At 73.8% G+C, this 21,927-nt stretch carries 23 protein-coding genes; 16 read left to right on the forward strand and 7 right to left on the reverse strand.

Annotation, left to right across the window (positions count from 1 at the left end; all coding sequences use genetic code 11):
- Nucleotides 1–99: 99 nt before the first annotated feature.
- From AB0L45_RS04080 to AB0L45_RS04105, 6 genes are all read left to right on the forward strand, one after another.
- Nucleotides 100–1,059: an ABC transporter ATP-binding protein gene (locus tag AB0L45_RS04080; RefSeq protein WP_365835873.1), complete on the forward strand. Its 960-nt coding sequence runs from the start codon at nt 100–102 to the stop codon at nt 1,057–1,059.
- A complete protein-coding gene (locus AB0L45_RS04085; protein WP_365835875.1) occupies nt 1,056–1,793 on the forward strand; it encodes an ABC transporter permease in 738 nt (245 codons plus the stop codon). The genes AB0L45_RS04080 and AB0L45_RS04085 overlap by 4 nt, the downstream gene beginning before the upstream one ends.
- On the forward strand, nt 1,790–3,028 hold the full coding sequence (locus AB0L45_RS04090; RefSeq protein ID WP_365835877.1) for a sensor histidine kinase: 1,239 nt from the start codon (nt 1,790–1,792) through the stop codon (nt 3,026–3,028). The genes AB0L45_RS04085 and AB0L45_RS04090 overlap by 4 nt, the downstream gene beginning before the upstream one ends.
- 191 nt (nt 3,029–3,219) lie before the next feature.
- Entirely contained in the window at nt 3,220–3,411 is a 192-nt protein-coding gene (locus AB0L45_RS04095) for a hypothetical protein (RefSeq protein ID WP_365835879.1), read from the forward strand.
- 89 nt (nt 3,412–3,500) lie between these two features.
- Nucleotides 3,501–4,139: a response regulator transcription factor gene (locus tag AB0L45_RS04100; RefSeq protein WP_365835881.1), complete on the forward strand. Its 639-nt coding sequence runs from the start codon at nt 3,501–3,503 to the stop codon at nt 4,137–4,139.
- A gap of 110 nt (nt 4,140–4,249) precedes the next feature.
- Nucleotides 4,250–5,413, forward strand: a complete 1,164-nt coding sequence (locus AB0L45_RS04105) for a PP2C family protein-serine/threonine phosphatase (RefSeq protein ID WP_365835883.1) — start codon at nt 4,250–4,252, stop codon at nt 5,411–5,413.
- Here AB0L45_RS04105 and AB0L45_RS04110 read toward each other — a convergent pair.
- Both AB0L45_RS04110 and AB0L45_RS04115 read right to left on the reverse strand, forming a co-directional pair.
- Nucleotides 5,380–6,240 (reverse strand): transglutaminase-like domain-containing protein, encoded by an 861-nt coding sequence (locus AB0L45_RS04110; protein ID WP_365835885.1) that lies wholly within the window; start codon nt 6,238–6,240, stop codon nt 5,380–5,382. The two genes, AB0L45_RS04105 and AB0L45_RS04110, sit on opposite strands and share 34 nt — an antisense overlap.
- A gap of 17 nt (nt 6,241–6,257) precedes the next feature.
- On the reverse strand, nt 6,258–7,268 hold the full coding sequence (locus tag AB0L45_RS04115) for a GNAT family N-acetyltransferase (RefSeq protein WP_365835887.1): 1,011 nt from the start codon (nt 7,266–7,268) through the stop codon (nt 6,258–6,260).
- A gap of 139 nt (nt 7,269–7,407) precedes the next feature.
- Between AB0L45_RS04115 and fdxA the strand changes: the two genes are divergently transcribed.
- Entirely contained in the window at nt 7,408–7,728 is a 321-nt protein-coding gene (fdxA, locus tag AB0L45_RS04120; protein ID WP_350253689.1) for a ferredoxin, read from the forward strand.
- 132 nt (nt 7,729–7,860) lie between these two features.
- Nucleotides 7,861–8,958: a succinyldiaminopimelate transaminase gene (gene dapC, locus AB0L45_RS04125; protein WP_365835889.1), complete on the forward strand. Its 1,098-nt coding sequence runs from the start codon at nt 7,861–7,863 to the stop codon at nt 8,956–8,958.
- A 90-nt stretch (nt 8,959–9,048) separates the two neighbouring features.
- Here dapC and AB0L45_RS04130 read toward each other — a convergent pair whose 3' ends face one another.
- Together AB0L45_RS04130 and AB0L45_RS04135 are read right to left on the reverse strand one after the other, a co-directional pair.
- The gene (locus AB0L45_RS04130) at nt 9,049–9,618 is read right to left on the reverse strand and encodes an ATP-binding protein (protein WP_365835891.1); all 570 of its coding nucleotides are present in this window, start codon (nt 9,616–9,618) and stop codon (nt 9,049–9,051) included.
- A 438-nt stretch (nt 9,619–10,056) separates the two neighbouring features.
- Nucleotides 10,057–11,094: a heavy metal transporter gene (locus AB0L45_RS04135; RefSeq protein WP_365835893.1), complete on the reverse strand. Its 1,038-nt coding sequence runs from the start codon at nt 11,092–11,094 to the stop codon at nt 10,057–10,059.
- A gap of 41 nt (nt 11,095–11,135) precedes the next feature.
- Between AB0L45_RS04135 and dapE the strand changes: the two genes are divergently transcribed.
- On the forward strand, nt 11,136–12,227 hold the full coding sequence (gene dapE, locus AB0L45_RS04140; RefSeq protein ID WP_365835895.1) for a succinyl-diaminopimelate desuccinylase: 1,092 nt from the start codon (nt 11,136–11,138) through the stop codon (nt 12,225–12,227).
- A gap of 111 nt (nt 12,228–12,338) precedes the next feature.
- A complete protein-coding gene (locus AB0L45_RS04145; RefSeq protein ID WP_365835899.1) occupies nt 12,339–13,091 on the forward strand; it encodes a TIGR00730 family Rossman fold protein in 753 nt (250 codons plus the stop codon).
- 21 nt (nt 13,092–13,112) lie between these two features.
- Here the strand turns inward: AB0L45_RS04145 and folP are convergent, their stop codons facing one another.
- On the reverse strand, nt 13,113–13,973 hold the full coding sequence (gene folP, locus AB0L45_RS04150; RefSeq protein WP_365835901.1) for a dihydropteroate synthase: 861 nt from the start codon (nt 13,971–13,973) through the stop codon (nt 13,113–13,115).
- Between the two features lie 90 nt (nt 13,974–14,063).
- Between folP and AB0L45_RS04155 the strand changes: the two genes are divergently transcribed.
- Both AB0L45_RS04155 and AB0L45_RS04160 read left to right on the forward strand, forming a co-directional pair.
- On the forward strand, nt 14,064–14,609 hold the full coding sequence (locus AB0L45_RS04155) for a DivIVA domain-containing protein (RefSeq protein ID WP_365835903.1): 546 nt from the start codon (nt 14,064–14,066) through the stop codon (nt 14,607–14,609).
- Nucleotides 14,606–15,214: a DNA-3-methyladenine glycosylase I gene (locus tag AB0L45_RS04160; protein WP_365835905.1), complete on the forward strand. Its 609-nt coding sequence runs from the start codon at nt 14,606–14,608 to the stop codon at nt 15,212–15,214. Before AB0L45_RS04155 ends, AB0L45_RS04160 begins: the two co-directional genes overlap by 4 nt.
- A 43-nt stretch (nt 15,215–15,257) precedes the next feature.
- On the opposite strand, the gene AB0L45_RS04165 is transcribed toward AB0L45_RS04160, so the two are convergent.
- Nucleotides 15,258–16,058 carry an enoyl-CoA hydratase-related protein gene (locus tag AB0L45_RS04165; protein ID WP_365835907.1) on the reverse strand — a complete coding sequence of 267 codons (801 nt, stop codon included), beginning with the start codon at nt 16,056–16,058 and terminating at the stop codon, nt 15,258–15,260.
- Nucleotides 16,059–16,372: 314 nt separating this feature from the next.
- Here AB0L45_RS04165 and AB0L45_RS04170 point away from each other — a divergent pair, with 314 nt between their 5' ends.
- Nucleotides 16,373–16,540, forward strand: coding sequence for a DUF3117 domain-containing protein (locus AB0L45_RS04170; RefSeq protein ID WP_006603288.1), 168 nt, complete (start codon nt 16,373–16,375; stop codon nt 16,538–16,540).
- 284 nt (nt 16,541–16,824) lie between these two features.
- Here the strand turns inward: AB0L45_RS04170 and AB0L45_RS04175 are convergent, their stop codons facing one another.
- On the reverse strand, nt 16,825–17,508 hold the full coding sequence (locus AB0L45_RS04175; protein ID WP_365835909.1) for an O-methyltransferase: 684 nt from the start codon (nt 17,506–17,508) through the stop codon (nt 16,825–16,827).
- Between the two features lie 276 nt (nt 17,509–17,784).
- On the opposite strand from AB0L45_RS04175, the gene sigE reads away from it, so the two are divergent.
- From sigE to AB0L45_RS04190, 3 genes are all read left to right on the forward strand, one after another.
- Nucleotides 17,785–18,474: an RNA polymerase sigma factor SigE gene (sigE, locus tag AB0L45_RS04180; RefSeq protein ID WP_365835911.1), complete on the forward strand. Its 690-nt coding sequence runs from the start codon at nt 17,785–17,787 to the stop codon at nt 18,472–18,474.
- Entirely contained in the window at nt 18,471–19,487 is a 1,017-nt protein-coding gene (locus tag AB0L45_RS04185; RefSeq protein WP_365835913.1) for a zf-HC2 domain-containing protein, read from the forward strand. The genes sigE and AB0L45_RS04185 overlap by 4 nt, the downstream gene beginning before the upstream one ends.
- Before the next feature lie 125 nt (nt 19,488–19,612).
- Nucleotides 19,613–21,796, forward strand: coding sequence for a trypsin-like peptidase domain-containing protein (locus AB0L45_RS04190; protein ID WP_365835914.1), 2,184 nt, complete (start codon nt 19,613–19,615; stop codon nt 21,794–21,796).
- The last annotated feature ends 131 nt before the right edge of the window (nt 21,797–21,927 follow it).

A 21,927-nucleotide genomic window follows, 5' to 3' on the forward strand; every position in this document is an offset into this window, starting at 1 on the left:
AGGCGCACCCTAGGGGACACCCCCCATGACATCTGTCATCCCGTACTTGCGACACCCGACACTGCCGCGCGGCACCGTCCCGCTGTGAAGCTGGGACACATGACGAGCACAGCCACCCTCACAGACCGGCCCGCCGGGCGCCCGGCGGGCCCGGCGCCCGTGGTCAGCTTCCGGGGAGTCAGCAAGAACTACGGCGCCGTACGGGCGGTGGCCGACCTCGACCTGGAGCTGCACCCGGGCGAGACCGTCGCCCTCCTCGGGCCCAACGGCGCCGGCAAGTCCTCCACCCTCGACCTGCTCCTGGGACTGCGCAACCCCGACGCCGGGACGGTGACGCTCTTCGGCACGACCCCGCAGCGCGCCATCGAGCAGGGCAAGGTCGGCGCCATGCTGCAGAGCGGCGGCCTGATGACCGGCGTGAAGGTCCGGGAGCTGGTCAAGCTCGCCGCCGACCTGCACCCGGGCGGCTACCCGGTCGAGCAGATCATGGATGCCGCCGGGATCACCGAGATCGCCGACCGGATGGTCGACAAGCTCTCCGGCGGCCAGGAGCAGCGGGTGCGCTTCGCGCTCGCCACCGCCGGGGCCAACGAGCTGATCGTGCTGGACGAGCCGACCACCGGCATGGACGTCACCTCCCGGCAGACGTTCTGGGGCACCATGCGGGCCCAGGCCCGGCAGGGCCGTACGGTGCTGTTCGCCACCCACTACCTGGAAGAGGCGGACGAGATCGCGGACCGCGTGATCGTGCTGCACCGCGGCCGGGTGCTGGCCGACGGCACCGCCGCCGAGATCAAGGCGCGGGCCGGTGCCCGCCGTGTCACCTTCGACCTGGACGGGCCGGTCGACCGCGAGGCGCTGCGCCGCCTGCCGCACCTGACCTCCCTGGAGGTCTCGGGGCGTACCGTGCGTATCCAGTCCGCGGACGCCGACGCGACGGTGCACGCCGCGTACGGACTCGGCCTGTACCCGCGCAACCTGGAAGTGGCCGGACTCGGCCTGGAGCAGGCGTTCATCGCCATCACCGACGCGGCGACCGCCGAGGAGGCGGCACGATGACCACCCTGATCAAGCTGGAGATCCTCCGCGCCCTGCGGAACAAGAAGTTCCTGTTCTTCTCGGTCATCTACCCGCCGCTGCTCTACCTGATCATCGCGGGCGGTGCCGACAGCAAACCGATACCGGGCATGAGCCTGAACATGCCGCTGTACTTCATGGTCGCCATGGCGGCGTTCGGCGCCATGACCGCCGTACTGATCGGCAACAGCGAGGCGATCGCCAAGGAGCGCGAGAAGGGCTGGGTGCGCCAGCTGCGGCTGACCGCACTGCCCGGACGTGGCTACGTCGCCGCGAAAATGGGTTCCGCCGCGACGGTCAGCCTGCCGTCCATCGTGCTGGTCATGCTCGTCGCCGCGACGGTCAAGGGCGTCCGGCTGGAGGCCTGGCAGTGGATCGCCATCCTCGCCGCGACCTGGCTCGGCAGCTTCGTCTTCGCCGCGCTCGGCGTCGCCATCGGCTACCTGGCCAGCGGTGACGCGGTCCGCCCCATCGCGATGATGATCTACTTCGTGCTGGCGTTCCTCGGCGGGCTGTGGATGCCGCTGACGATCCTGCCCCAGTGGGTGCAGAACATCGCCGAGTGGCTGCCGACCCACGCGTACGCCGCGCTCGGCACGGCCATCGAGGCCGGCCACGCCCCGGCCGCCAAGGACCTGGCCATCCTCGCCGGCTACCTGCTCGTCTTCGCCGGCGGCGCGGGCTGGCTCTACCGGAAGGACACGCGTACGGCATGAGAGAAGCGGAGACCGAGTGCAACCCGGTGCTGATCGGATCGGCACCCCGCACCCGTCGGCAGGCGCTGGTCAAGAGCGCCTGGGTCGTCATCTGGTTCCTGTACCTGGCGGGGCCGATCGGGGACCTGATCGACGGCGGGATGTCCCCGGCGCACGAGCTGCTGGGCTGCGCCGGTCTCCTGACGTTCGTCGCCGTCTACTTCGTCGTGCTCTTCCGCCACATGGCCCACCGGCCCGTGAAGAACCCGGTGGTCCGGGCCGCCGTGACCGTCATCGCGGCGCTCGCCGTCCTGCTGGCCTCCGTCCTCGGGCCGAACTGGCTGGTGCTCTTCACCTTCGTGGGCGTCGCGGTGGCCGTCACCCAGCCCTTCGGCGTCTCGCGGTGGGCCATTCCCGCGCTGACCGCCGTCCTGGTGCTGATCGGGATGCGCTACGAGAACGTCCGGGCCTACCTCTTCGCGTACGCCCTGCCCTGCCTGCTCAGCGGGTTCGCGATGGTCGGCGTGCAGTATCTGATCCGTACGACGCAGGAGCTGCGCGCGGCGCGGGAGGAGGTCGCCCGGCTCGCCGCCGACGAGGAGCGGCTGCGGCTCGCCCGCGACCTGCACGACCTCCTCGGCCACTCGCTCTCCCTGATCACGCTCAAGAGCGAGCTCGCCGGGCGGATGCTGCCCGGCGAGCCGGACCGTGCCGCCCAGCAGGTCGCCGACATCGAACGGGTCAGCCGCCAGGCCCTGGTGGACGTCCGGGAGGCCGTCACCGGCTACCGGCGGCCCCGCCTGGTCGTCGAACTGGCCGGGGCCCGCGCCGCGCTGCGCACCGCGGGCATCATGGCCGACATCGATCCGGCCGTGCAGCAGGAGCACCGCGGCCTGACGGCGGACGGGGAGGGCGCGCTGGCCTGGGCGCTGCGCGAGGCCGTCACCAACGTCCTCCGGCACAGCGGTGCCGGGCGCTGCGAGGTGCTGCTCACCGAGGAGTGGGAGGCGGACGAACAGCGGTCCCTGTGCCTGTCCGTCATCGACGACGGCACCGGGCCGCCGCGCGGCGGGAGCCACGACGGGAACGGCCTGAGCGGGCTGCGGGAGCGGCTGGCCCTGGCCGACGGCCGCCTGGAGACGGGCCCGGCACCGCGTGGCCACGGCTTCGCCCTGCGCGCGTACGTGCCCCTCGGCAGCCTCCCGGCGTCCGGCGCCGCCAACTGTCCCGCGGAACACAGCCCACCCAGGGCGTGAAGCACGGCGGACGCGCGGGGCGTACGCCTCGGAGCCCGCGCCTGGCCCCGGACGTACGCCGGCGGTTGCGCGCTGCGTCCGTACGCCCCGGAGGCTCCGGCGCACGCGCCTGCCCGCCCTCGCTCCGCCCGAAGGAGTGGCCCGGCGCGGCGACCGGCGCGCCGCCGCTCCCGGGGGTGCAGGCTGGCGCCATGCCCCCTATCGACCCGCGTGCCGTCGTCGGTCCCCTCGCCCCGCCCGGCTGTCCGGCCTGCCGCGACCGGCGCCGCCTGTGGAAGGACACCAGTGACTCGGGCCGGGCCCAGGAGACCTGGCACTGGTGGTGCTCCGGCTGCCGGCAGACCTTCGAGCCGACACCGCAGCACCGCCGCTGCTACGCCTGAACCGTCGCGCACCGCCCGCCGCGTTCCCCGCACCTGCTCCACCGCAACCTGCTGACCTGCGCCTTTCCCATCCTGGCTAGGGTGGTCGCATGACTGACCCGCACGGCGAGCAGCCCGTGAAGAAAGTGCGTCTCCTCCTCGCCGAGGACCAGTCCATGGTCCGCGAAGCGCTGGCCGCGCTGCTCGGGCTGGAGCCCGACATGGAAGTCGTGGCCCAGGCCGCGCGGGGCGACGAGGTGGTCGGCGCGGCGCGGGCCCGGCCCGTGGACGTGGCCCTGCTCGACATCGAGATGCCCGGCCTCAGCGGCCTGGACGCCGCCGCGCTGCTGCGCGCCGAGTTCCCGGCGCTCAAGGTCGTCATCCTCACCACCTTCGGACGGCCCGGCTACCTGCGCCGCGCGATGGAGTCCGGCGCCGACGCGTTCCTGGTCAAGGACGCCCCGGCGGCGCAGCTCGCGGACGCCGTACGGCGGGTGCTCCGCGGTGAGCAGGTCATCGACCCGGCGCTCGCCGCGGCCGCGCTGTCCGAAGGCGCCAACCCCCTGACCGACCGGGAGTGCGACGTCCTGCGCGCGGCCGCCGACGGCTCCACCAACGCCGAGATCGCCGCCGCCTTCCACCTCTCTCACGGCACGGTACGCAACTACCTGTCCACCGCCATCCAGAAGACAGGCGCCCGCAACCGCGCCGAAGCCGTCCGCACGGCCGCCTCCAAGGGCTGGCTGTAGGCGCCCCACAGCAGGCCGCGCCGCTGTAAGCAGTCTCACCCGAGCAACCGCCTCACCAGGACTTTCGGCCCTGGGCCCGGGGTGGTGGCAGGCGCAGGCTGGGAAGGGTGATGACTCTTCAGCGAACCCCGGCGCGTGACCGCGCGGTGGCGGTGCTGCTGGTCGTCGTGACCCTGGCCATCACGCTGGTGGACGCGGGGACCGGCCCGCAGCTGCACTTCGCCCTGTTCATGGGCATCGCGCCGCTGATCGCCGCGCTGCGCTGCGCCTACCGGTGGACCGCCGCGGTGGCCGCCGTGTACGTGCTGTGCCAGGCGTTCATCCAGGTGCGGCTGGTGCCGGACTGGTCTGTGGCCAGCAAGGTCGTCGGAGTCTTCGGGGCGCTGCTGGTCGCCGTCTTCGCGCTGGTGCTGTGCCGTACCCGGCTGGAGCGGGAGGCGCTGTACGCCCGTACGCGCATGGTCGCCGACGCCGTGCAGCGGGAGATGCTGCGCGAGCTGCCGCTGACTGCCGGGCCGCTGGAGGCGTACGGGTTCTATGTCTCCGCACAGGAAGGCGCCCGGGTCGGCGGGGACATCTACGAGGCCGTGGAGACGCCGCACGGACTGCGGCTGGTGATCGGCGACGTCCAGGGCAAGGGGATGCCCGCGATCGGCGCCGGGCACGAGGTGCTGGCCTCCTTCCGGGAGGCGGCGCACTACAAGGACAGCCTCGAAGCCGTCGCCGAGCGGATGGAGCAGGCGCTGGCCCGCTACAACGTCCGCTCCGCCGAGCGCGGCGGCCAGGAACGGTTCGTCACCGCGCTGCTGCTGGAGGTGCGCGGGAAGGACGACGCGCGGGTGCTGTCCTGCGGTCACATCCCGTACTACCTCGTACGGGACGGCCGGGTCACCGAGCGCACCGACGGCGAAGGCGGCCTGCCGCTGGGCCTGGGAGGGCTCACCGGAGAGCCGCGGCAGAGCGTGGCCGTCGAACCGGTGGCGGACGACTGGATCGTGCTGTGCACCGACGGCGTGACCGAGGCCCGCGGCGCCGACGGCACGTTCTACCCGCTGGCCGACCGGCTGGCCCGCTGGACGCACCTGGAGCCGGCCGAGCTGGCACATACCCTCCGCGCCGACCTGGAGCGGTTCACCGGCGGCGAGCTGAAGGACGACGCGACCGTACTGATCGTGCGCCGCGGCCCGCACGCCGCCACGGAGCCGGCCACGGACGCCGCCGGACAGCAGGCCCCGGAGGATCAGTTGAGCATCGCGCGCGCCGCGGCCGCCTGACGCCGTACCGCCGCCGCGGCGGCCGGGTCGACCTCCTCGATCACCTTCGCGTACTCCTCCAGCCCGGCCGCACCGCCCAGGAAGTCACCGCGCTGCACGAGCAGTTGCGCGTGGTCGTGGCGCAGCCGCGCCGGGTGGCTGGGCAGCAGCAGGGACAGCTCGACCGCCCACAGCTGCACGTCGCTGCGCTCCGGCCGGGCCGCCGCCCACGCCCGGATGTTGTTCAGGATGCGCAGCACGATCTCCAGCGGGTCGGCCGGCGTGAGCATCTGCTCGGTCAGCGGCGCCCCGGTCGCGCCCGCGACCAGCACCCCCGCGTCCTCGTCGGTCAGCAGCCGCCCGCCGTCGAAGGGATCGGCGAGGACGTGCGCGCCGTACGGGTCGCCGAAGCCGACGACGAAATGGCCCGGCAGCGCCACCCCGTACACCGGCGCGCCCGCCCGGCGCGCGACCTCCATCCACACCACCGACAGCAGGATCGGCAGCCCCCGCCGGCGCCGCAGCACCTCGTGCAGCAGCGACGACTCCAGCCGCCGGTAATCGGTGGGCGTACCGCGGAAGCCGAGCCGCGCGCCGAGCAGTTCGGCGACGTTGCGGGCCCATGGGCGCGGCCCGCCGGCGGGCGCGTACGGCAGCCGCCCGGCCAGCTCGTCCAGGGCGATCTGCGCCGCGTCCACGCCCGCCTCGTCCAGCGCGGGATCGGCCTCCGCCGCGATCAGCAGGCACAGCCGGGCGAGGTCCGGCGCTTCGTCGCGGGCGGCCTCGGCGAACAGCCGGCGCCGCTCGGCGGACGTGTCGTCCCCGTTCGGGTCCGGGTCCGGATGCATACGAGGTTCGTACCCGTTCAGTTCGGGCCTCCTTGGGAGGCGCGCCAGTGGTGGTAGTGATGGTGGGTGACGAAACCCAGCCCGTCGTACAGCGCGCGGGCGCCGTGGTTGTCCGTCTCGACCTGGAGGTACGCGGCCGACGCGCCCTCGTCCAGGGCCTTGCGGGCGAGCGCCGCCATCACGGCGGTGGCCAGGCCGCGCCGCCGGTGCTCGTCCCCGACCTCGACGGCCGCGAAGCCGGCCCAGCGCCCGTCCACCACGCACCGTCCTATGGCGGCCGTCTCGCCCGTGCCGTCCGGCACGCTCGCGAACCACACGGACGGCCCGCCCTGGAGCACCTTGAGCACCTCGGGCCGCGGCTCCGCGGACCGCTGGTAGCGGCGCAGCCACTCCGGGCCGAGCTGTCGGCTGAGCGTCACCCGGGACACGTCCGCGTCCAGGTCGCCGACGGGTGCCAGCGCGGCGGTCCGCAGCTCCGCCGTCACCTCACGCGTCCAGCCGCGCCGGTCCAGTTCGGCCGCCAGGTCCTCCTGGGTGCCCGGGGCGCCCGTACTGACCTGTACGTACGCGGGCAGTGAGCGTTCCGCGTACCAGGCGCGGACGCGTTCCAGCGCGGCGTCCGTGGGCAGGCCCGGGTCGCCCAGCGCGGCCACGGAGTTGGCCCGCCGGGTGAAGCCGCCGCCGGCCCGCAGCTGCCACTCGCCCAGCCACTCGCTCTCCACCGGCGGCCAGCCGCGGGCCGCCACCCGGTCCAGTTCGGGTGCGCTCGTCGCGGGGGAGCGGCGGCGGGCGGGCGCCGCGGGGACCGTCTTCCCCGCGACCAGCGTGGCCTCGGGGAACCGGACGGTCTCTCCGTTCCGGCGTGTGATGCTCAGCACACCCTCGTCCCAGGATGTGAGAACACCGACCGTGTCGGTGAACTTCGCGGCCCCCTCCCCGGCGCCGCTCAAGCGCCGGACAGATACCCTTTTGCCCACGTCAGCACGGGTGATGTGGACCTCCAGCCGTCCGCCGGTAGTGAATTCCACGGCTCTACCCGCCCCTCTTGTTCGTCTCGTGCCCGGGAACGGAGATACTAGGTGCGGGCATCGACGACGCCGCGCTCCCGCGCGCCCCGCGGCGGAACTGCCAATCGGTCCGCCAGCCCTACCGAGGAGGAACGACAGCGTGACCTACGTCATCGCGCAGCCTTGTGTCGACGTCAAGGACAAGGCATGCATCGAGGAGTGCCCCGTCGACTGCATTTACGAGGGCAAGCGGTCCTTGTACATCCACCCGGACGAATGCGTTGACTGCGGAGCTTGCGAGCCGGTCTGCCCGGTCGAGGCGATCTTCTACGAGGACGACACCCCGGAGGAGTGGAAGGACTACTACAAGGCGAACGTCGAGTTCTTCGACGAGCTCGGTTCGCCCGGTGGCGCCAGCAAGCTCGGCCTGATCGAGCGCGACCACCCCTTCATCGCAGCGCTGCCGCCGCAGAACCAGTAAGCGGCCGCATGGCGCCGCCCCGGTCCCGTACGGCCGGCCTCCCCGTCACCTGAGACCGGGATGCCGACGCCGCACGGGGCCGAGGCGTTTTCTGCCCTGTGCAGCCAGAGGAACGTGAGGAAAGAGAGCAACGTGGGCACCGTATCGTCCCGTCTTCCGGTCTTCCCCTGGGACCGGCTGGAGCCGTACAAGAACACGGCGGCCGCGTATGCCGACGGCATCGTGGACCTGTCCGTCGGTACTCCGGTCGACCCCGTGCCCGCGCTGGTCCGCCAAGCCCTCACGGACGCCGCCGACAGCCCCGGCTACCCGACGGTGTGGGGCACCGCCGCCCTGCGCGACGCGATCACCGGCTGGGCGCAGCGGCGCCTGGGCGCCACCGGCCTGGCGCACACCAACGTGCTGCCGGTCGTCGGCTCCAAGGAACTGGTCGCCTGGCTGCCGACCCAGCTCGGCCTGGGCGCCGGCGACCGCGTCGCCTACCCGCGCCTGGCCTACCCCACCTACGAGGTCGGCGCGCGCCTGGCCGGCGCCGAGCCCGTCGTCTACGACGACCCCTGGGAGCTGGACCCGGCCGGCCTCAAGCTGCTGTGGCTGAACTCGCCGTCCAACCCGACCGGCCGCGTGCTCAGCGCCGACGAACTGCGCCGCACCGTCGCCTGGGCGCGCGAGCACGGCGTCCTGCTCTTCAGCGACGAGTGCTACATCGAGCTGGGCTGGGAGGCCGACCCGGTCTCCGTCCTGCACCCGGACGTGTGCGGCGGCTCGTACGACGGGATCGTGGCCGTCCACTCGCTGTCCAAGCGCTCCAACCTGGCCGGCTACCGCGCCGCCTTCCTGGTGGGCGACGACGCCGTCCTCGGCGAGCTGCTCCAGATCCGCAAGCACGGCGGCATGATGATCCCCGCCCCGGTGCAGGCGGCGACCGTCGCCGCGCTCGGCGACACCGAGCACGTCGGTGAGCAGCGCGAACGCTACGCCCGCCGCCGTACGGCGCTGCGCGAGGCCCTGGAGGCCGCCGGCTTCCGCGTCGAGCACAGCGAGGCGTCGCTCTACCTGTGGGCGACGCGCGACGAGTCGTGCTGGGACACCGTCGGCGACCTCGCCAAGCGCGGCATCCTGGTCGCCCCGGGCGACTTCTACGGCAGCGCCGGCGAGCGCTTCGTACGGGTCGCCTTCACCGCCACCGACGAGCGGGTGGACGAGGCCGTACGGCGCCTGGCGCAGTAACCTGTCCCCGCACCGGCCGCGCACGGCGGAGCCCGGAGCGGACGCCTGAGATACGGCGTCCGCTCCGGGCTCCGCTGTGCGGCACTTCCGTCAGCTGATGGGCAGCCCGTGCGTCGGCAGCAGGTCCGAGGCCAGGCCGCTGTCGCCGACCGCCTGGGCCAGGCCGTCGGTGGACAGCGAGTCGGTCACGCCGTCGGTGGACAGCCCGTCACCCGGCAGGGACTCGGTCAGGCCGTCGGTCGGCAGGCCGTCCTCGGTGGCGGTGTGGAGGGTGTCGGTGAGGATGTCCCCCGCGCTGTCCGCGGTGTCGCTGGCGGCGTTGCCCGCGGCCTGCTTGGCGGCCGGCGCGGTCTCCCCGAGCGTCTTGCCGGCGGTCTTGCCGGCGGTCTTGCTCAGGGCCGGAACGGCCCTGCGGACGACCTTGCTGCCGGCCTCGGTGGCGTTCGCGCCGGTCTCACCGGCCAGGTCGCCGGCACCCTGTACCGCGCCGTCGGCGGTGTCGGCGAGGCTCGCGGTGTCCACTGCGGTCAGTCCGCCCAGGTCGGACGACTGCGGCAGTTCCACGGCGCTCGCGGAGCCTGCCGCACCGACCACGGGGGCTGCGCCGGCTGCGACCAGCAGCGCGGCTCGGGCGATCCGACGCGAGAGGGGGAGGGACATGGTGCTCCTTTTACGGAGAGGGACTGGTTCTTCTGACAGACGTGCCGTGTCCGCCGGCGGGGCGCGGAGGCTGCCGGGCGCACGACGTGACTACCGCGTCAGGGCCGGGAAGGTTGCGGCACGGCCGGTAAAGAATCAGTAGGGGGTCACATAATCTGCTCCGGAGGAATCCGGGCAAACTGCGCCGTGCGCAGTACGGTGCTGAAACGTCACACCTCAGTGCCCGGGCGGGTTCCACGCCGTTCGAGTGACCCCGGCGCCGGTGACCTGGCGCCCTCACCCGGGGTTGACGACGTTAACTCGGCCGAGGGACCGGCCGGACGGCTGCGCGGTGACCACGAGGCTGACGGCGTGACGGCCGTACGGGTGACGGCGCGGCGCGGACGGGGCTCCGGCGCGCCGGACAGGGCTGCCGCCGCCCCACGGCCGCCCGCGGGCTCACTTCGCGGTGACGATCCGCACGTCCGTACCGGAAGCACGCGCCGCCGCACCGGTCGCCCGCTGCCAGCCCTTCCCGGAATCGGCCGCCGACCACATCTTCCCGTCGTAGGAAATCTGCTCGATGCCCAACGCCCCGGAGTGGGCCATCGCCCAGGTGGCCAGCTCCCAGCCGCGCCGCTGCGCCCCGGAGCCGTCCCCGCCCGCGGCGGCGCCACCGGCCTGCCCCGCGCCAGGGGACCGGCCCGCCGAGGCCGCCTCCCCGGAGTCCGGATCGGCGTTGCCGGCCGGCCGCGCGGGCACCGTCAGCACCCGGCCGCCGTCCTCGCCGTCGCCCTTGCTGCCGCCCGGAGCCGTCCCGTCCGTGTGCGGCAGGACGTCCGGCCCGAACTCGCGCACCAGCTGCTTGCGCACCCCGTCCGCACTGCCCGGCTGCTTGCGGTCCGCCGGACGGCTGACCGAACACGTCATCGCGGCCCCGTCGCGCCCGGTGAGGGCGCCGGTCAGCAGCGCGGCGTTCGGCTCGTGCTTGGCGTACGCCTGCGGGAAGCCGCTGCGCTGCACCTTCTGCGCGGCCACCGTCAGCGGCAGCCGCGAGTAGCCCGGCACCTTGACCAGGTGCGTGTAGAACTCACCGGCCGAGTAGACCGGGTCCATGATCTGCTGGACCGTGCCCCAGTCCTGGGACGGACGCTGCTGGAAGAGGCCGACCGAGTCACGGTCGCCGAAGCCGATGTTGCGCAGCCCCGACTCCTGCATCGCGGTCGCCAGCGCGATCGTCACGGCCCGCTCCGGCAGCCGGCGCGAGGACCCGACGGCCGAGATGGTCGCGGCGTTCGCGGCCTGCTCCGGAGAGATCTCGTACGGCTCGCCGCCGTCCGCGGCCCGCACCGTGCAGCGCGGCGCACCCGGACCTCCGGTCACGTACTGCACGACGAGGTACACGGCCAGTCCGACGAGCACGGCGAAGGCCGCGCCGATACGCAGGAGGCGCTTGCTGCGGCTGCCGCGGACGGCAGCGTTGGGCTGGGGGGACACGCAGCCAACGGTACTGGAGGGGCGCCGGTAGGGTCGGACCCATGGAGACCGCTACGCAGACCCCCGCACTGGACCTCTCCCTCGACGCGGCCGAGCTGACCGCTCAGCTCGTCGACATCCCCTCCGTCAGCCGGGACGAGAAGGCCATCGCGGACGCCGTGGAGCACGCGCTGCGTGCGCTCCCGCACCTGACGGTGGAGCGGGACGGCAACTGCATCGTCGCGCGCACCTTCCAGGGCCACGCCGAGCGGGTCGTGCTGGCCGGCCACCTGGACACCGTGCCGATCGCCGACAACGTGCCCTCCCGGCTCGACGAGGACGGCGTCCTGTGGGGCTGCGGCACCACCGACATGAAGTCCGGCGTCGCCGTGCAGCTGCGCATCGCCGCCACCGTCCCCGCGCCCAACCGGGACCTGACCTTCATCTTCTACGACATGGAGGAGATCGCCGCCGAGTTCAACGGGCTCGGGCGGCTGGCCGAGGAGCACCCGGACTGGCTGGAGGGCGACTTCGCCGTCCTGCTGGAGTCCTCGAACACCGAGGTCGAGGGCGGCTGCCAGGGCACGCTGCGGGTGCTGCTGCGCACCGAGGGCGAGCGGGCCCACTCGGCCCGCAGCTGGATGGGCAGCAACGCCGTCCACGCGGCGGCGCCGATCCTCGCGCGCCTGGCCGCCTACGAGCCGCGGCGGGCCGTCATCGACGGCCTCGAATACCGCGAGGGCCTGAACGCCGTACGCATCGAGGGCGGCGTGGCGGGCAACGTCATCCCCGACAGCTGCACCGTCGCCGTCAACTTCCGCTACGCACCCGACCGCAGCGAGCAGGAGGCGCTCGACCACGTCCGCGAGGTCTTCGCGGACTGCGGCGTCGCCGAGATGACCGTCGACGACCACTCGCCGGGCGCGCTGCCGGGCCTGTCGCACCCCGCGGCCGCCGCCTTCATGAAGGCGGTCGGCGGCGTCGCCAAGCCCAAGTTCGGCTGGACCGACGTCTCGCGCTTCAGCGCCCTGGGCGTGCCCGCCGTGAACTACGGCCCCGGCGACCCCGTACTGGCGCACAAGAAGGACGAACGGGTCGCCGTCGAGCGGATCCTGCACTGCGAGGAGCGCCTGCGGTCCTGGCTCACCGCGTGACCCGCGCGCCCCGCGTGCCCCGCGGGTGTCCCGGCATCCGGAATTGCCCTGCCCGTCACCTGCGCCGATCTACCCTTGCCGGACACTGACCGGCAGCGGAGGGAGCACGACATGGCCATCCCCGAGGAAGAGCGGGCGTGGGAGGAACAGCGGCTGGGACCGGTGGTGCGCCGGCGCGAGCAGGTGCAGCGGGGAACGACGGACCAGCGGCTGCTGGACACCGCCGAGGGGGACACGGACTGGGTGCACACCGACCCCTGGCGGGTCATGCGCATCCAGTCGGAGTTCGTGGAGGGCTTCGGCGCGCTGGCCGAGCTGCCGAGCGCCATCAGCGTCTTCGGCTCGGCCCGTACGCCCGTCGGCTCGCCCGAGTACGAGACGGGGGTGGCACTCGGCCGGGCACTGGTGGAGGCCGGCTTCGCGGTGATCACCGGCGGCGGGCCCGGCGCGATGGAGGCCGCCAACCGCGGCGCCAGGGAGGCCAAGGGCGTCTCGGTCGGCCTGGGCATCGAGCTGCCCTTCGAGCAGGGCATGAACCCGCACGTCGACATCGGCGTCAACTTCCGCTACTTCTTCGTCCGCAAGACGATGTTCGTGAAGTACGCGCAGGGCTTCGTCGTACTGCCCGGCGGCATGGGCACCCTCGACGAGCTCTTCGAGGCGCTCACCCTCGTCCAGACCCGCAAGGTCACCCGCTTCCCGATCGTGCTCTTCGGCTCGGAGTACTGGAACGGCCTGGTCGACTGGCTGCGCGACACGGTCGTCGCGCAGGGCAAGGCGTCGGAGCACGACCTGCTGCTGTTCCACGTCACGGACGACGTGGACGAGGCGGTCGCGCTGGTGTCCAAGGAGACCGGGAAGTAGCGCCGGCTGCCCGGCAGCGCGCTACGCGAGTCCCCGGCGGGCCACCGCCGGGGGCCGGTGGCCCGCGATGGAGGCCACCATGTCCAGGACCTGCCGGGTCTCGGCGACCTCGTGGACGCGGTAGACCTGCGCGCCCAGCCACGCCGAGACCGCGGTCGTCGCCAGCGTCCCGAGCAGCCGCTCCTTGACCGGCCGGTCCAGCGTCTCGCCGACGAAGTCCTTGTTCGACAGCGAGACCAGCACCGGCCAGCCGGTGTCGGTCATCTCGCCCAGCCGGCGCGTCGCCTCCAGGCTGTGCCGGGTGTTCTTCCCGAAGTCGTGCCCCGGGTCGATCATGATCGCGTCCCGGCGTACGCCCAGCTCCGCCGCCCGCTCGGCCAGGCCCAGCGTCACCCGCAGGATGTCCGCCATCACGTCCTCGTACGCCACCCGGTGCGGGCGGGTCCGCGGCTCCACACCACCCGCGTGGGTGCACACCAGGCCCGCGCCGTAGCGCGCCGCGACCTCGGCCAGCTTGGGGTCCACTCCGCCCCACGCGTCGTTCAGCACGTCCGCGCCGGCCTCGCAGACCGCCTCGCCGACGTCGTGCCGCCAGGTGTCCACGCTGATCACCACGTCCGGGAACCGCTTGCGCACCTCGGCGACGAAGCCGACCGTGCGCCGGGCCTCCTCCTCGGCGCTGACCTCCTCGCCGGGGCCCGCCTTGACCCCGCCGATGTCGATGATCGCGGCACCCTCGGCCACCGCCTGCTCCACCCGGGCGAGCGCGGGCGCGTCGGTGAAGGTGGCCCCCTGGTCGTAGAAGGAGTCCGGGGTCCTGTTCACGATGGCCATGATCACCGGTTCGTGAGCGCTGAACTCTCGATTCCCCAGCCGCAGCATTGCTTCTCCCTCTTCGTGGTCCGCCAGCGACCCTAACGGTCACACCCGCATGGCACGATCAGTGCCAACACATAGCTCGGGGAGATGGTCGTGTTCTGGTTCTTGCTGATCGCGATGGTCGTGGTGGTCGCCGCGGTCACGCTCGCCGTGGTCGGCGGCGGTGCGGAGGGCGGGCTCGCCGAGGCCGCGCCGGACCGGCTGTACGAACCACTGCCCGCCGACCGGCCCGCCTCCCGCGCCGACGTGGAGGCGGTGCGCCTGCCGGTGAGCGTACGCGGCTACCGCATGAACGACGTCGACGACGTGCTGGACCGGCTCGGCGCCGAGCTGGCCGAACGCGACGCGCGGATCGCCGAGCTGGAGGCGGCCCTCGCGGGGGCGCACGCGGCGGCGATGGGCGCGCCGGGGCTGGTGAAGGAGGGGCCGGGACCTGCTGGAGCCGGACCTGCCGGAGCCGGACCTGCCGGAGCCGGACCCAGCGGGGTCGGACCTGCCGGGGCCGGACCCGCCGGGGTCGGTCCGGCCGGCCCCGGACCCGAGCCCGCCGGTCCCGCCGGTCCCGCTGAGTCCGCCGCACCGACCGGACAGGAGCCCCCGGCCCCCGGGGGCGAGGAAGAGGGGAAGACCGCCTCATGACGGGAGTGAGTACGGCGCCGGACGGGGTGCCCCGCTGCCCCTGGGGCATGGAGTCGGAGAAAATGGCCGACTATCGCACCTACCACGACACCGAGTGGGGTCTGCCGGTCCACGGCGACGACGCGCTCTTCGAGCGGATGAGCCTGGAGGCGTTCCAGTCCGGGCTGTCCTGGATCACGATCCTGCGCCGCCGCGAGGGCTTCCGGGCCGCGTTCGCGGACTTCCGGATCGAGGCGGTCGCCCGGTTCACCGAGGCGGACGCCGAGCGGCTGCTCACCGACGCCCGCATCATCCGCAACCGCGCGAAGATCCACGCGGTGATCAACAACGCCCGGGTCGCGGCCGGGCTGTCCCCGGGCGAGCTGGACCGGCTGATCTGGTCCTACGCGCCCGAGCGCGGCGCCCGGCGGCCCCCGCGCACGCTGTCCGACGTGGCGCCCGTCACACCGGAGTCCACGGCGCTGGCCAAGGACCTCAAGAAGCGCGGCTTCCGCTTCGTCGGCCCGACGACGGCGTACGCGACGATGCAGGCGTGCGGCCTGGTCAACGACCACCTGGCGGACTGCCACGTACGGGACGCGGTGGAGGCGGCGGCGGAGGGGTGAGGTGCGGGCGGCCGGGCCCGGCCGCCCGGTCCGCGCGGACCTCTCAGCGCCCCAGGAACCTCGGCTTCTCCTTCTTCACGAACGCCTCGACCGCGATGTGGTGGTCCTCCGAGGCGCCCGCCCGCGTCTGGAGCTCGTCCTCCTTGGCCAGCGTCCCGGCGAGCGAGTGCCCGGCCCCGTACGCGAGGGACTCCTTGATCGCGGCGTACGCGGCGGTCGGCCCCTCGGCCAGCGTGCGCGCCACCGCCGCCGCCTCGGCCGCGAGCTCCGCCGCCGGGACGACCTTGTTCGCGATGCCCAGGTCGTACGCCTCCTGCGCGGTGATGCTGCGCGGGAAGAGCAGCAGGTCGGCGGCGCGGCCGTGGCCGATCAGGCGGGGCAGCGTCCAGGAGATGCCGGAGTCCGCGGTGAGCGCCACGCCCGCGAAGGAGGTGTTGAAGGAGGCGGTGTCGGCGACGACCCGGTAGTCCGCGGCCAGCGCGAAACCGGCGCCTGCGCCCGCCGCGACCCCGTTCACGCCCGCCACCACCGGCTTCGGCATCCCGGCGAGCGCCGTCACGATGGGGTTGTAGTGCTCGCGTACCGTGCTCATGGTCTGCCCGGAGCCGGTCTCGCGGTCCTGGGCCAGCAGCCCGATGTGCTCCTTGAGGTCCTGCCCCACGCAGAAGGCGCGCCCGGTGGCGGTCAGCAGGACGGCTCGTACGGCCGGGTCGGCGGCGGCCTCGCGCAGGATGTCCCGCAGGGCGGCCTTGGTCTCCGTGTTCATCGCGTTCATCGCGTCGGGACGGTTGATCGTGATCGTCCCGACGCCGTCGGTCACGTCGTAGAGCACGGTGTCGGCCATGGTGAGGGATCCCTCCGTCGCGGCTCGCGCTGCCCGGGGAGGGCAGCCGGCGTTCAGGATGCCGGAGATCATCGGCGCCCGTCATGTGACGTACGTCAAACAACCGGCGAGGACCGGACGCGGGACGAGGGCGAAGTATCGCAGCCCACTCCCCGAATTGGGTGGTTTTGCGAGAGCGCGTTGCCGAAGGGATGCTCCCCGATGTTGGTCATCGGGTCGTGCGATGCGGGATAATGGCCTGGAAGCAATGTGTTCGATGCCGGTGACACCTGGGTTGTCGGCTGCGTGAGCTGGTTTCAGGAAGGGGAACGAGCATGGCGGCCATGAAGCCGCGGACGGGCGACGGCCCGCTCGAGGTGACCAAGGAGGGGCGGGGCATCGTCATGCGCGTTCCGCTCGAAGGCGGCGGTCGACTCGTCGTCGAGCTGACTCCCGACGAGGCCAAGGCCCTGGGCGAGGCACTGGACAAGGTCACCGTCTGACAGGGCAGCCGCCCTGATGCTGCGGTTTCCCGGGGCTGACCCCTGGACCCCCAGCCGAATACCCGGGCCCCGGTGGGCGCCGCGCTCGCGCGCGGTACCCGCCGGGGCCGCGTTCGTTCCGGGGCGCGCCGTGCTCACCGTCGTACGGGCCACGCCGCCGCTCCGCCTGTACGTGCCGCTTCGCTCGTACGTGCCACGCCGCTCGTACGCGCCGCTCCGCCTGTACGTGCCACGGGGCCGTCCCCGTACGCGCCGCGCCGCCCCGTACGTGTCACAGCCGCCGCTCAGCCCCGCTTGACGGCGCACAGCAGGCCGTCGCCCACCGGCAGCAGGGACGAGACCAGCGCGTCGCTCTCGCGCAGTGTGCGCAGCAGCTCGCGCAGGCGCAGCACCTCGGCGGGCTGCGCGGCCGAGTCGACCGTACGGCCGTCGGCGAAGACGCCCTCGAAGCAGACCAGGCCGCCGGGGCGCAGCAGCCGCAACGATTCAGCGAGGTAGTCCAGGCACTCCATGCGGTCGCCGTCGCAGAAGACGAGGTCGTAGCCGCCGTCGGCGAGGCGGGGCAGGACGTCCAGGGCGCGCCCCGGGATGAAGCGCGCGCGGTTGCCGGCGAAGCCCGCCTCCCGGAACGCCTGCTTCGCGAACTGCTGCCGCTCCGGTTCCAGGTCGACCGTCGTCAGCACGCCGTCCGGCCGCATACCGTGCAGGAGGTAGATGCCCGACACTCCCGTGCCGGTGCCGATCTCGGCGACCGCCTTGGCGTCGGCCGTCGCGGCGAGCAGGCGCAACGCGGTGCCGGTGCCGGTGGACACCGCGCGGATGCCCGCCTCCCGCGCCCGCTCCCGGGACCAGTGCAGGGCGGCGTCGGCCTCGTCGTCGATGGTCCCGGCGCCGTACGCCTCGGCGAATGCCAAGCTCGTCTGCCGGTTGCCGGTAATGGCCCTCTCCTGTCCCCGTAGTTGACGCAACCGTGACTGTATCCGCTGCGTGCGGGAACCCGCAGATGGGACCGGGCGTTGAAGCACTGCAGGGGGGATGCATCGGTGAAGACCCAGCGAGATGTGCGGGATGACGCGAAGCCAGACCAAAAGCAGGTCAAATCTGCTTATCCGGAGCTAACGGGCGAGGTGGATATGGTAGGGGCTCTACTGGACACCACCAGAGCCACCAGGGGAGGTGCGGCTGCGTCGGGTGACCGATGGGCGCGCAGGCGCCTCAGGCGGTCGGCCGTCGAGCCGAAATCCGTGACAGACACCGCTGACCGTTCCCGCTCCCACGGCCTCAAGGGTAGGGGAGGGGCCTTCGACACCGCTACGACCGCGACGTTCGCCGGCGAAGCGGATGCGCAGGCCTGGACCCCGCCCAGCTGGGAGGAGATCGTCAGCACCCACAGCGCCCGGGTCTACCGTCTCGCCTACCGCCTCACGGGCAACCAGCACGACGCCGAGGACCTGACGCAGGAGGTGTTCGTCCGCGTCTTCCGCTCGCTGTCCACGTACACCCCCGGCACCTTCGAGGGCTGGCTGCACCGCATCACGACCAACCTCTTCCTGGACATGGTCCGCCGCCGCCAGCGCATCCGCTTCGACGCGCTCGGTGACGACGCGGCCGAGCGGCTGCCCAGCCGCGAGCCCTCCCCGCAGCAGCATTTCAACGACACCCACTTCGACGCCGACGTCCAGCAGGCGCTGGACACCCTCGCGCCCGAGTTCCGCGCCGCCGTGGTGCTCTGCGACATCGAGGGCCTGTCGTACGAGGAGATCGCCGCCACCCTCGGCGTGAAGCTGGGCACGGTCCGCAGCCGGATCCACCGCGGCCGCTCCCACCTGCGCAAGGCGCTCAAGCACCGCTCCCCGGCGGCGCGCGCCGAAGAGCGCGAGCGCGACCGGCGGCCGCTCACTTCGGTCACTACAGGGGAGGTCGGAATCGCGTGAGCGGTACAGGCGGTCCGTCCCCCGCCGAGCATCATCTCGGCGACCGCCTCGCGGCTCTGGTCGACGGGGAGTTGGGGCATGACGCGCGCGAGCGGGTGCTCGCGCATCTCGCTACGTGCGGAAAGTGCAAGGCGGAGGCGGACGACCAGCGGCAGCTGAAGAACGTCTTCGCGGCGACGGCGCCACCCGGTCCCTCCGAGGGGCTGCTGGCGCGTCTCCAGGGCCTGCCCGGAGGTGATGCCGACGGCTCCGGAAGTCGGCTGGGCCCCGGGAGCTTCGGCAGCGGCGCCTTCGGCGGTGACGTCACCGAGGGCGGCGGGTTCGAGGCGCGCGGCGGCTCGTTCCGGTATGTACCGTCCGGCAGCCATGCCGTCGGCGCGGTGCCCCGCCAGCCGCGCTCGCGCGGCTTCCGTATCCATGAGCCGGCCCGGTCCGCGCCGCAGCGCCGCCGGTTCGCCTTCGCGGCGGCCGGCGCGGTCTCCCTGGCGGCGTTCGCGCTCGGCGGCGCCCTGCCGCTGGAGGCCGCGGTCGACAACACCCCGAGCGGCCGCGCGGACGGTACGGGCAGCCAGATGACGCCGCTCGGTGCCACGCCAGGGCCGGTCGGCCGGCCCGGTATGACGCGCGGTGAGGCCCTGCTGTTCGCGACGGGCTCCCCCTGGGCCCGGCCGCTCCCCGGCGCGGGCGTGACCCCGCAGCCGGCCCCCAGCTCGCTCGGCCTGACCGGCCCGTCACTGCCGGCGGCCGCGCGCCCCGCCGCGTCGCCGCCCCTGTCGATGGTCGCGTTCCTCTCCGACGGCCGGACCGCGCCGCCCGCGCTGACGCTCCAGACCGGTCAGCTCATGCCGTACCACCCCGCGCAGGGCACCGCACCCGCCCCGCTGTCCGGCACCCGCGCCGAGGGCCCGTACGTGCCGTCGGCGGAGGCCGGCCGTCCCCTGGCCGGGCCCGCCGTACCGTCCGGCCTCGCATCCCGGGAGGCGCTGACCGCGCACCGCCCCGCCTCGCGCTGACCGGGCTCTGCGCGGTGCCGCGCGAACCTGGTTGAATCGCTGTGCGGGCGGCGTTCCCCAGGGGGCGCGCCGCCGGCGAGGTGGCGGTGCCCGCCTGATACAGCGGGCGAATCGGTGGGGAGAACATGGACGAGGGGACGGCCGCCGGGCCGAAGCGGAACTGGTGGAGCCGGTCGGGGCAGCAGCCCGCCGAGCCGTCGGCGCCGGCACCCGCCGCGCCCGGCCCGGGGCCGGCCGGGGCCGAAGACACCGCCGCCCCCCGGGAATGCGCGGCCCCGCCCGCCGGTGCCGCGCCCGCGGGCCAGGACGAGGCCGGTCCGGGCGGTTCGCGCACCGGAGCGGGCACCGAGCAGGCGGCGGCTCCCGGCAGCACGCCCGGCGCGGACTCCGGCGCACCGCACGCCTCCGCGCCCCAGGTTCCCGCGCCGCCGGCCGCCCCGCCGCGGCAGCAGCCGCTGCACCCCCAGGACCCGTACGGCACGCCTCCGTACGGCGACCCGGGCCCGTGGGCCCCCGCGCCGCCGGTGCAGCGCCCGACGGCCACCCCGGCGCACGGTACGGGCGTCCCGCCGCAGAGCACGGGCCCCGCACCGCAGGGCGCCGCACCGATGCCTGCCGGACAGCAGTCCCCGTACGGCACCGGTGCGCCCGTACCGCCGCCCCAGCAGCCGTTCACCGCCCAGCCGCAGCCGCCTGCGGGTCCGCAGCCGCAGGGCAGCTCCGCCCGTACGCCGATGCCGCAGGCCGAACCCTCGCCCGCCCAGCCGCCGTACAGCCCGCAGCCGCCCGCCGAGCAGCCGCCGGCCCAGCCCGCGCCGTACCCGGCCGCGGCCACTCCGCCGTCCGGCACGGACACCACCCAGCTCACCGCGGCCGACGGCGCCCGGCTCCCCGCCACGGCGCACGACGCCTCCGGCGGCGCCCCGCTCCCGCCCGAGGCACACAGCGCGCCGCAACCGGACGCGGCCGCGGGCCCCCAGCAGCCCCCGAACCCCGAGCACCCCCTGAACCCTCAACAGCCCCAAAGCCCTCAGCAACCCCAGAACTCCCCGCAGCCCCCGCCCCTCCAGCAGCCGCCCCACCCGCAAGGTGACCAGCAGAGCCACTGGCAGCAGTACGACCCCTGGGGGACGCCGCAGCACGGTGCGGCGATGCCCCTGGGCACGCCGCCCCCGCCGCCGGCCCCCAAGCGCAACCGCCGCGGCGCGCTGGCCGCCGGCGCGGTGGCCCTGGCGCTGCTGGCCGGCGGGATCGGCGGCGGCGTCGGCGCGTACATCGAGCGCAACGGCGGCCTGGGCAGCATCGAGCTGCCGCAGGACACCGGTGACGGGGGCGGCCGGAAGCCGGACAGCGTGGCCGGCATCGCGCAGGCGGCGCTGCCCAGCGTCGTCACCCTGCACGTGCGCGGCAACAGCGAGCAGGGCACCGGCACCGGCTTCGTCCTGGACACGCAGGGCCACATCCTCACCAACAACCACGTCGTCGAGCCGGCCGGCACCGGCGGCGAGATATCGGTCTCCTTCAGCGGCGGCCAGACGGCCAAGGCGAAGGTCATCGGCCGGGACGGCGGCTACGACCTGGCCGTCGTCCAGGTGCAGGGCGTCTCCGGACTGCGCCCGCTGGCCCTCGGCGACTCCGACTCCGTACGGGTCGGCGACCCGGTCGTGGCGATCGGCGCCCCGTACGACCTCGCCAACACCGTCACCGCCGGCATCATCAGCGCCAAGCAGCGGCCCATCACGGCGGGCGGCAAGAAGGGCGACGGCAGCGACGTCTCGTACGTGGACGCGTTGCAGACCGACGCCCCGATCAACCCGGGCAACTCCGGCGGCCCGCTCGTCGACTCCCGGGCGCGGGTGATCGGCATCAACAGCGCCATCCGTGCGGCCGACAGCTCCGGCGGCGGCCTGGAGGGCGGCAGCCAGGGCGGCAGCATCGGCCTGGGCTTCGCCATACCGATCAACCAGGGCAAGTGGGTGGCCGAACAGCTGATCAACAAGGGCAAGGTCATGCACCCGGTGATCGGCGTCACGCTGGAGATGGAGTACGCGGGCGACGGCGCGCGGGTCAGCTCCAAGAGCAAGGACGGCGGCGCCCCCGTCACCCCCGGCGGCCCGGGGGCCAAGGCGGGCATCAAGCCGCGGGACGTGATCACCAAGGTGGACGGACAGCCCGTGCACAGCGGCGAGGAGCTGATCATCAAGATCCGCAGCCACCGGCCGGGCGACCGGCTCACGCTGACCCTGCGGCGCGACGGCAAGGAGCAGACCGCCCAGCTGACGCTCGGCGCCGCCGCCGGCCAGGAGTGAGGACCCGGGGCCGGACCCGGGCGGGCGGCGGGCGCCCGCCCGGCCCGGAGGCGGGCTCCGGACGTTTGCACCGTGTTGGGACGGGCGACTCCCGCCGGACGCCGTGGGCCAGGTACCGTGATAGGCGGCCC

The organism is Streptomyces sp. NPDC052496 (genome assembly GCF_040679095.1).
GTDB lineage: Bacteria > Actinomycetota > Actinomycetes > Streptomycetales > Streptomycetaceae > Streptomyces.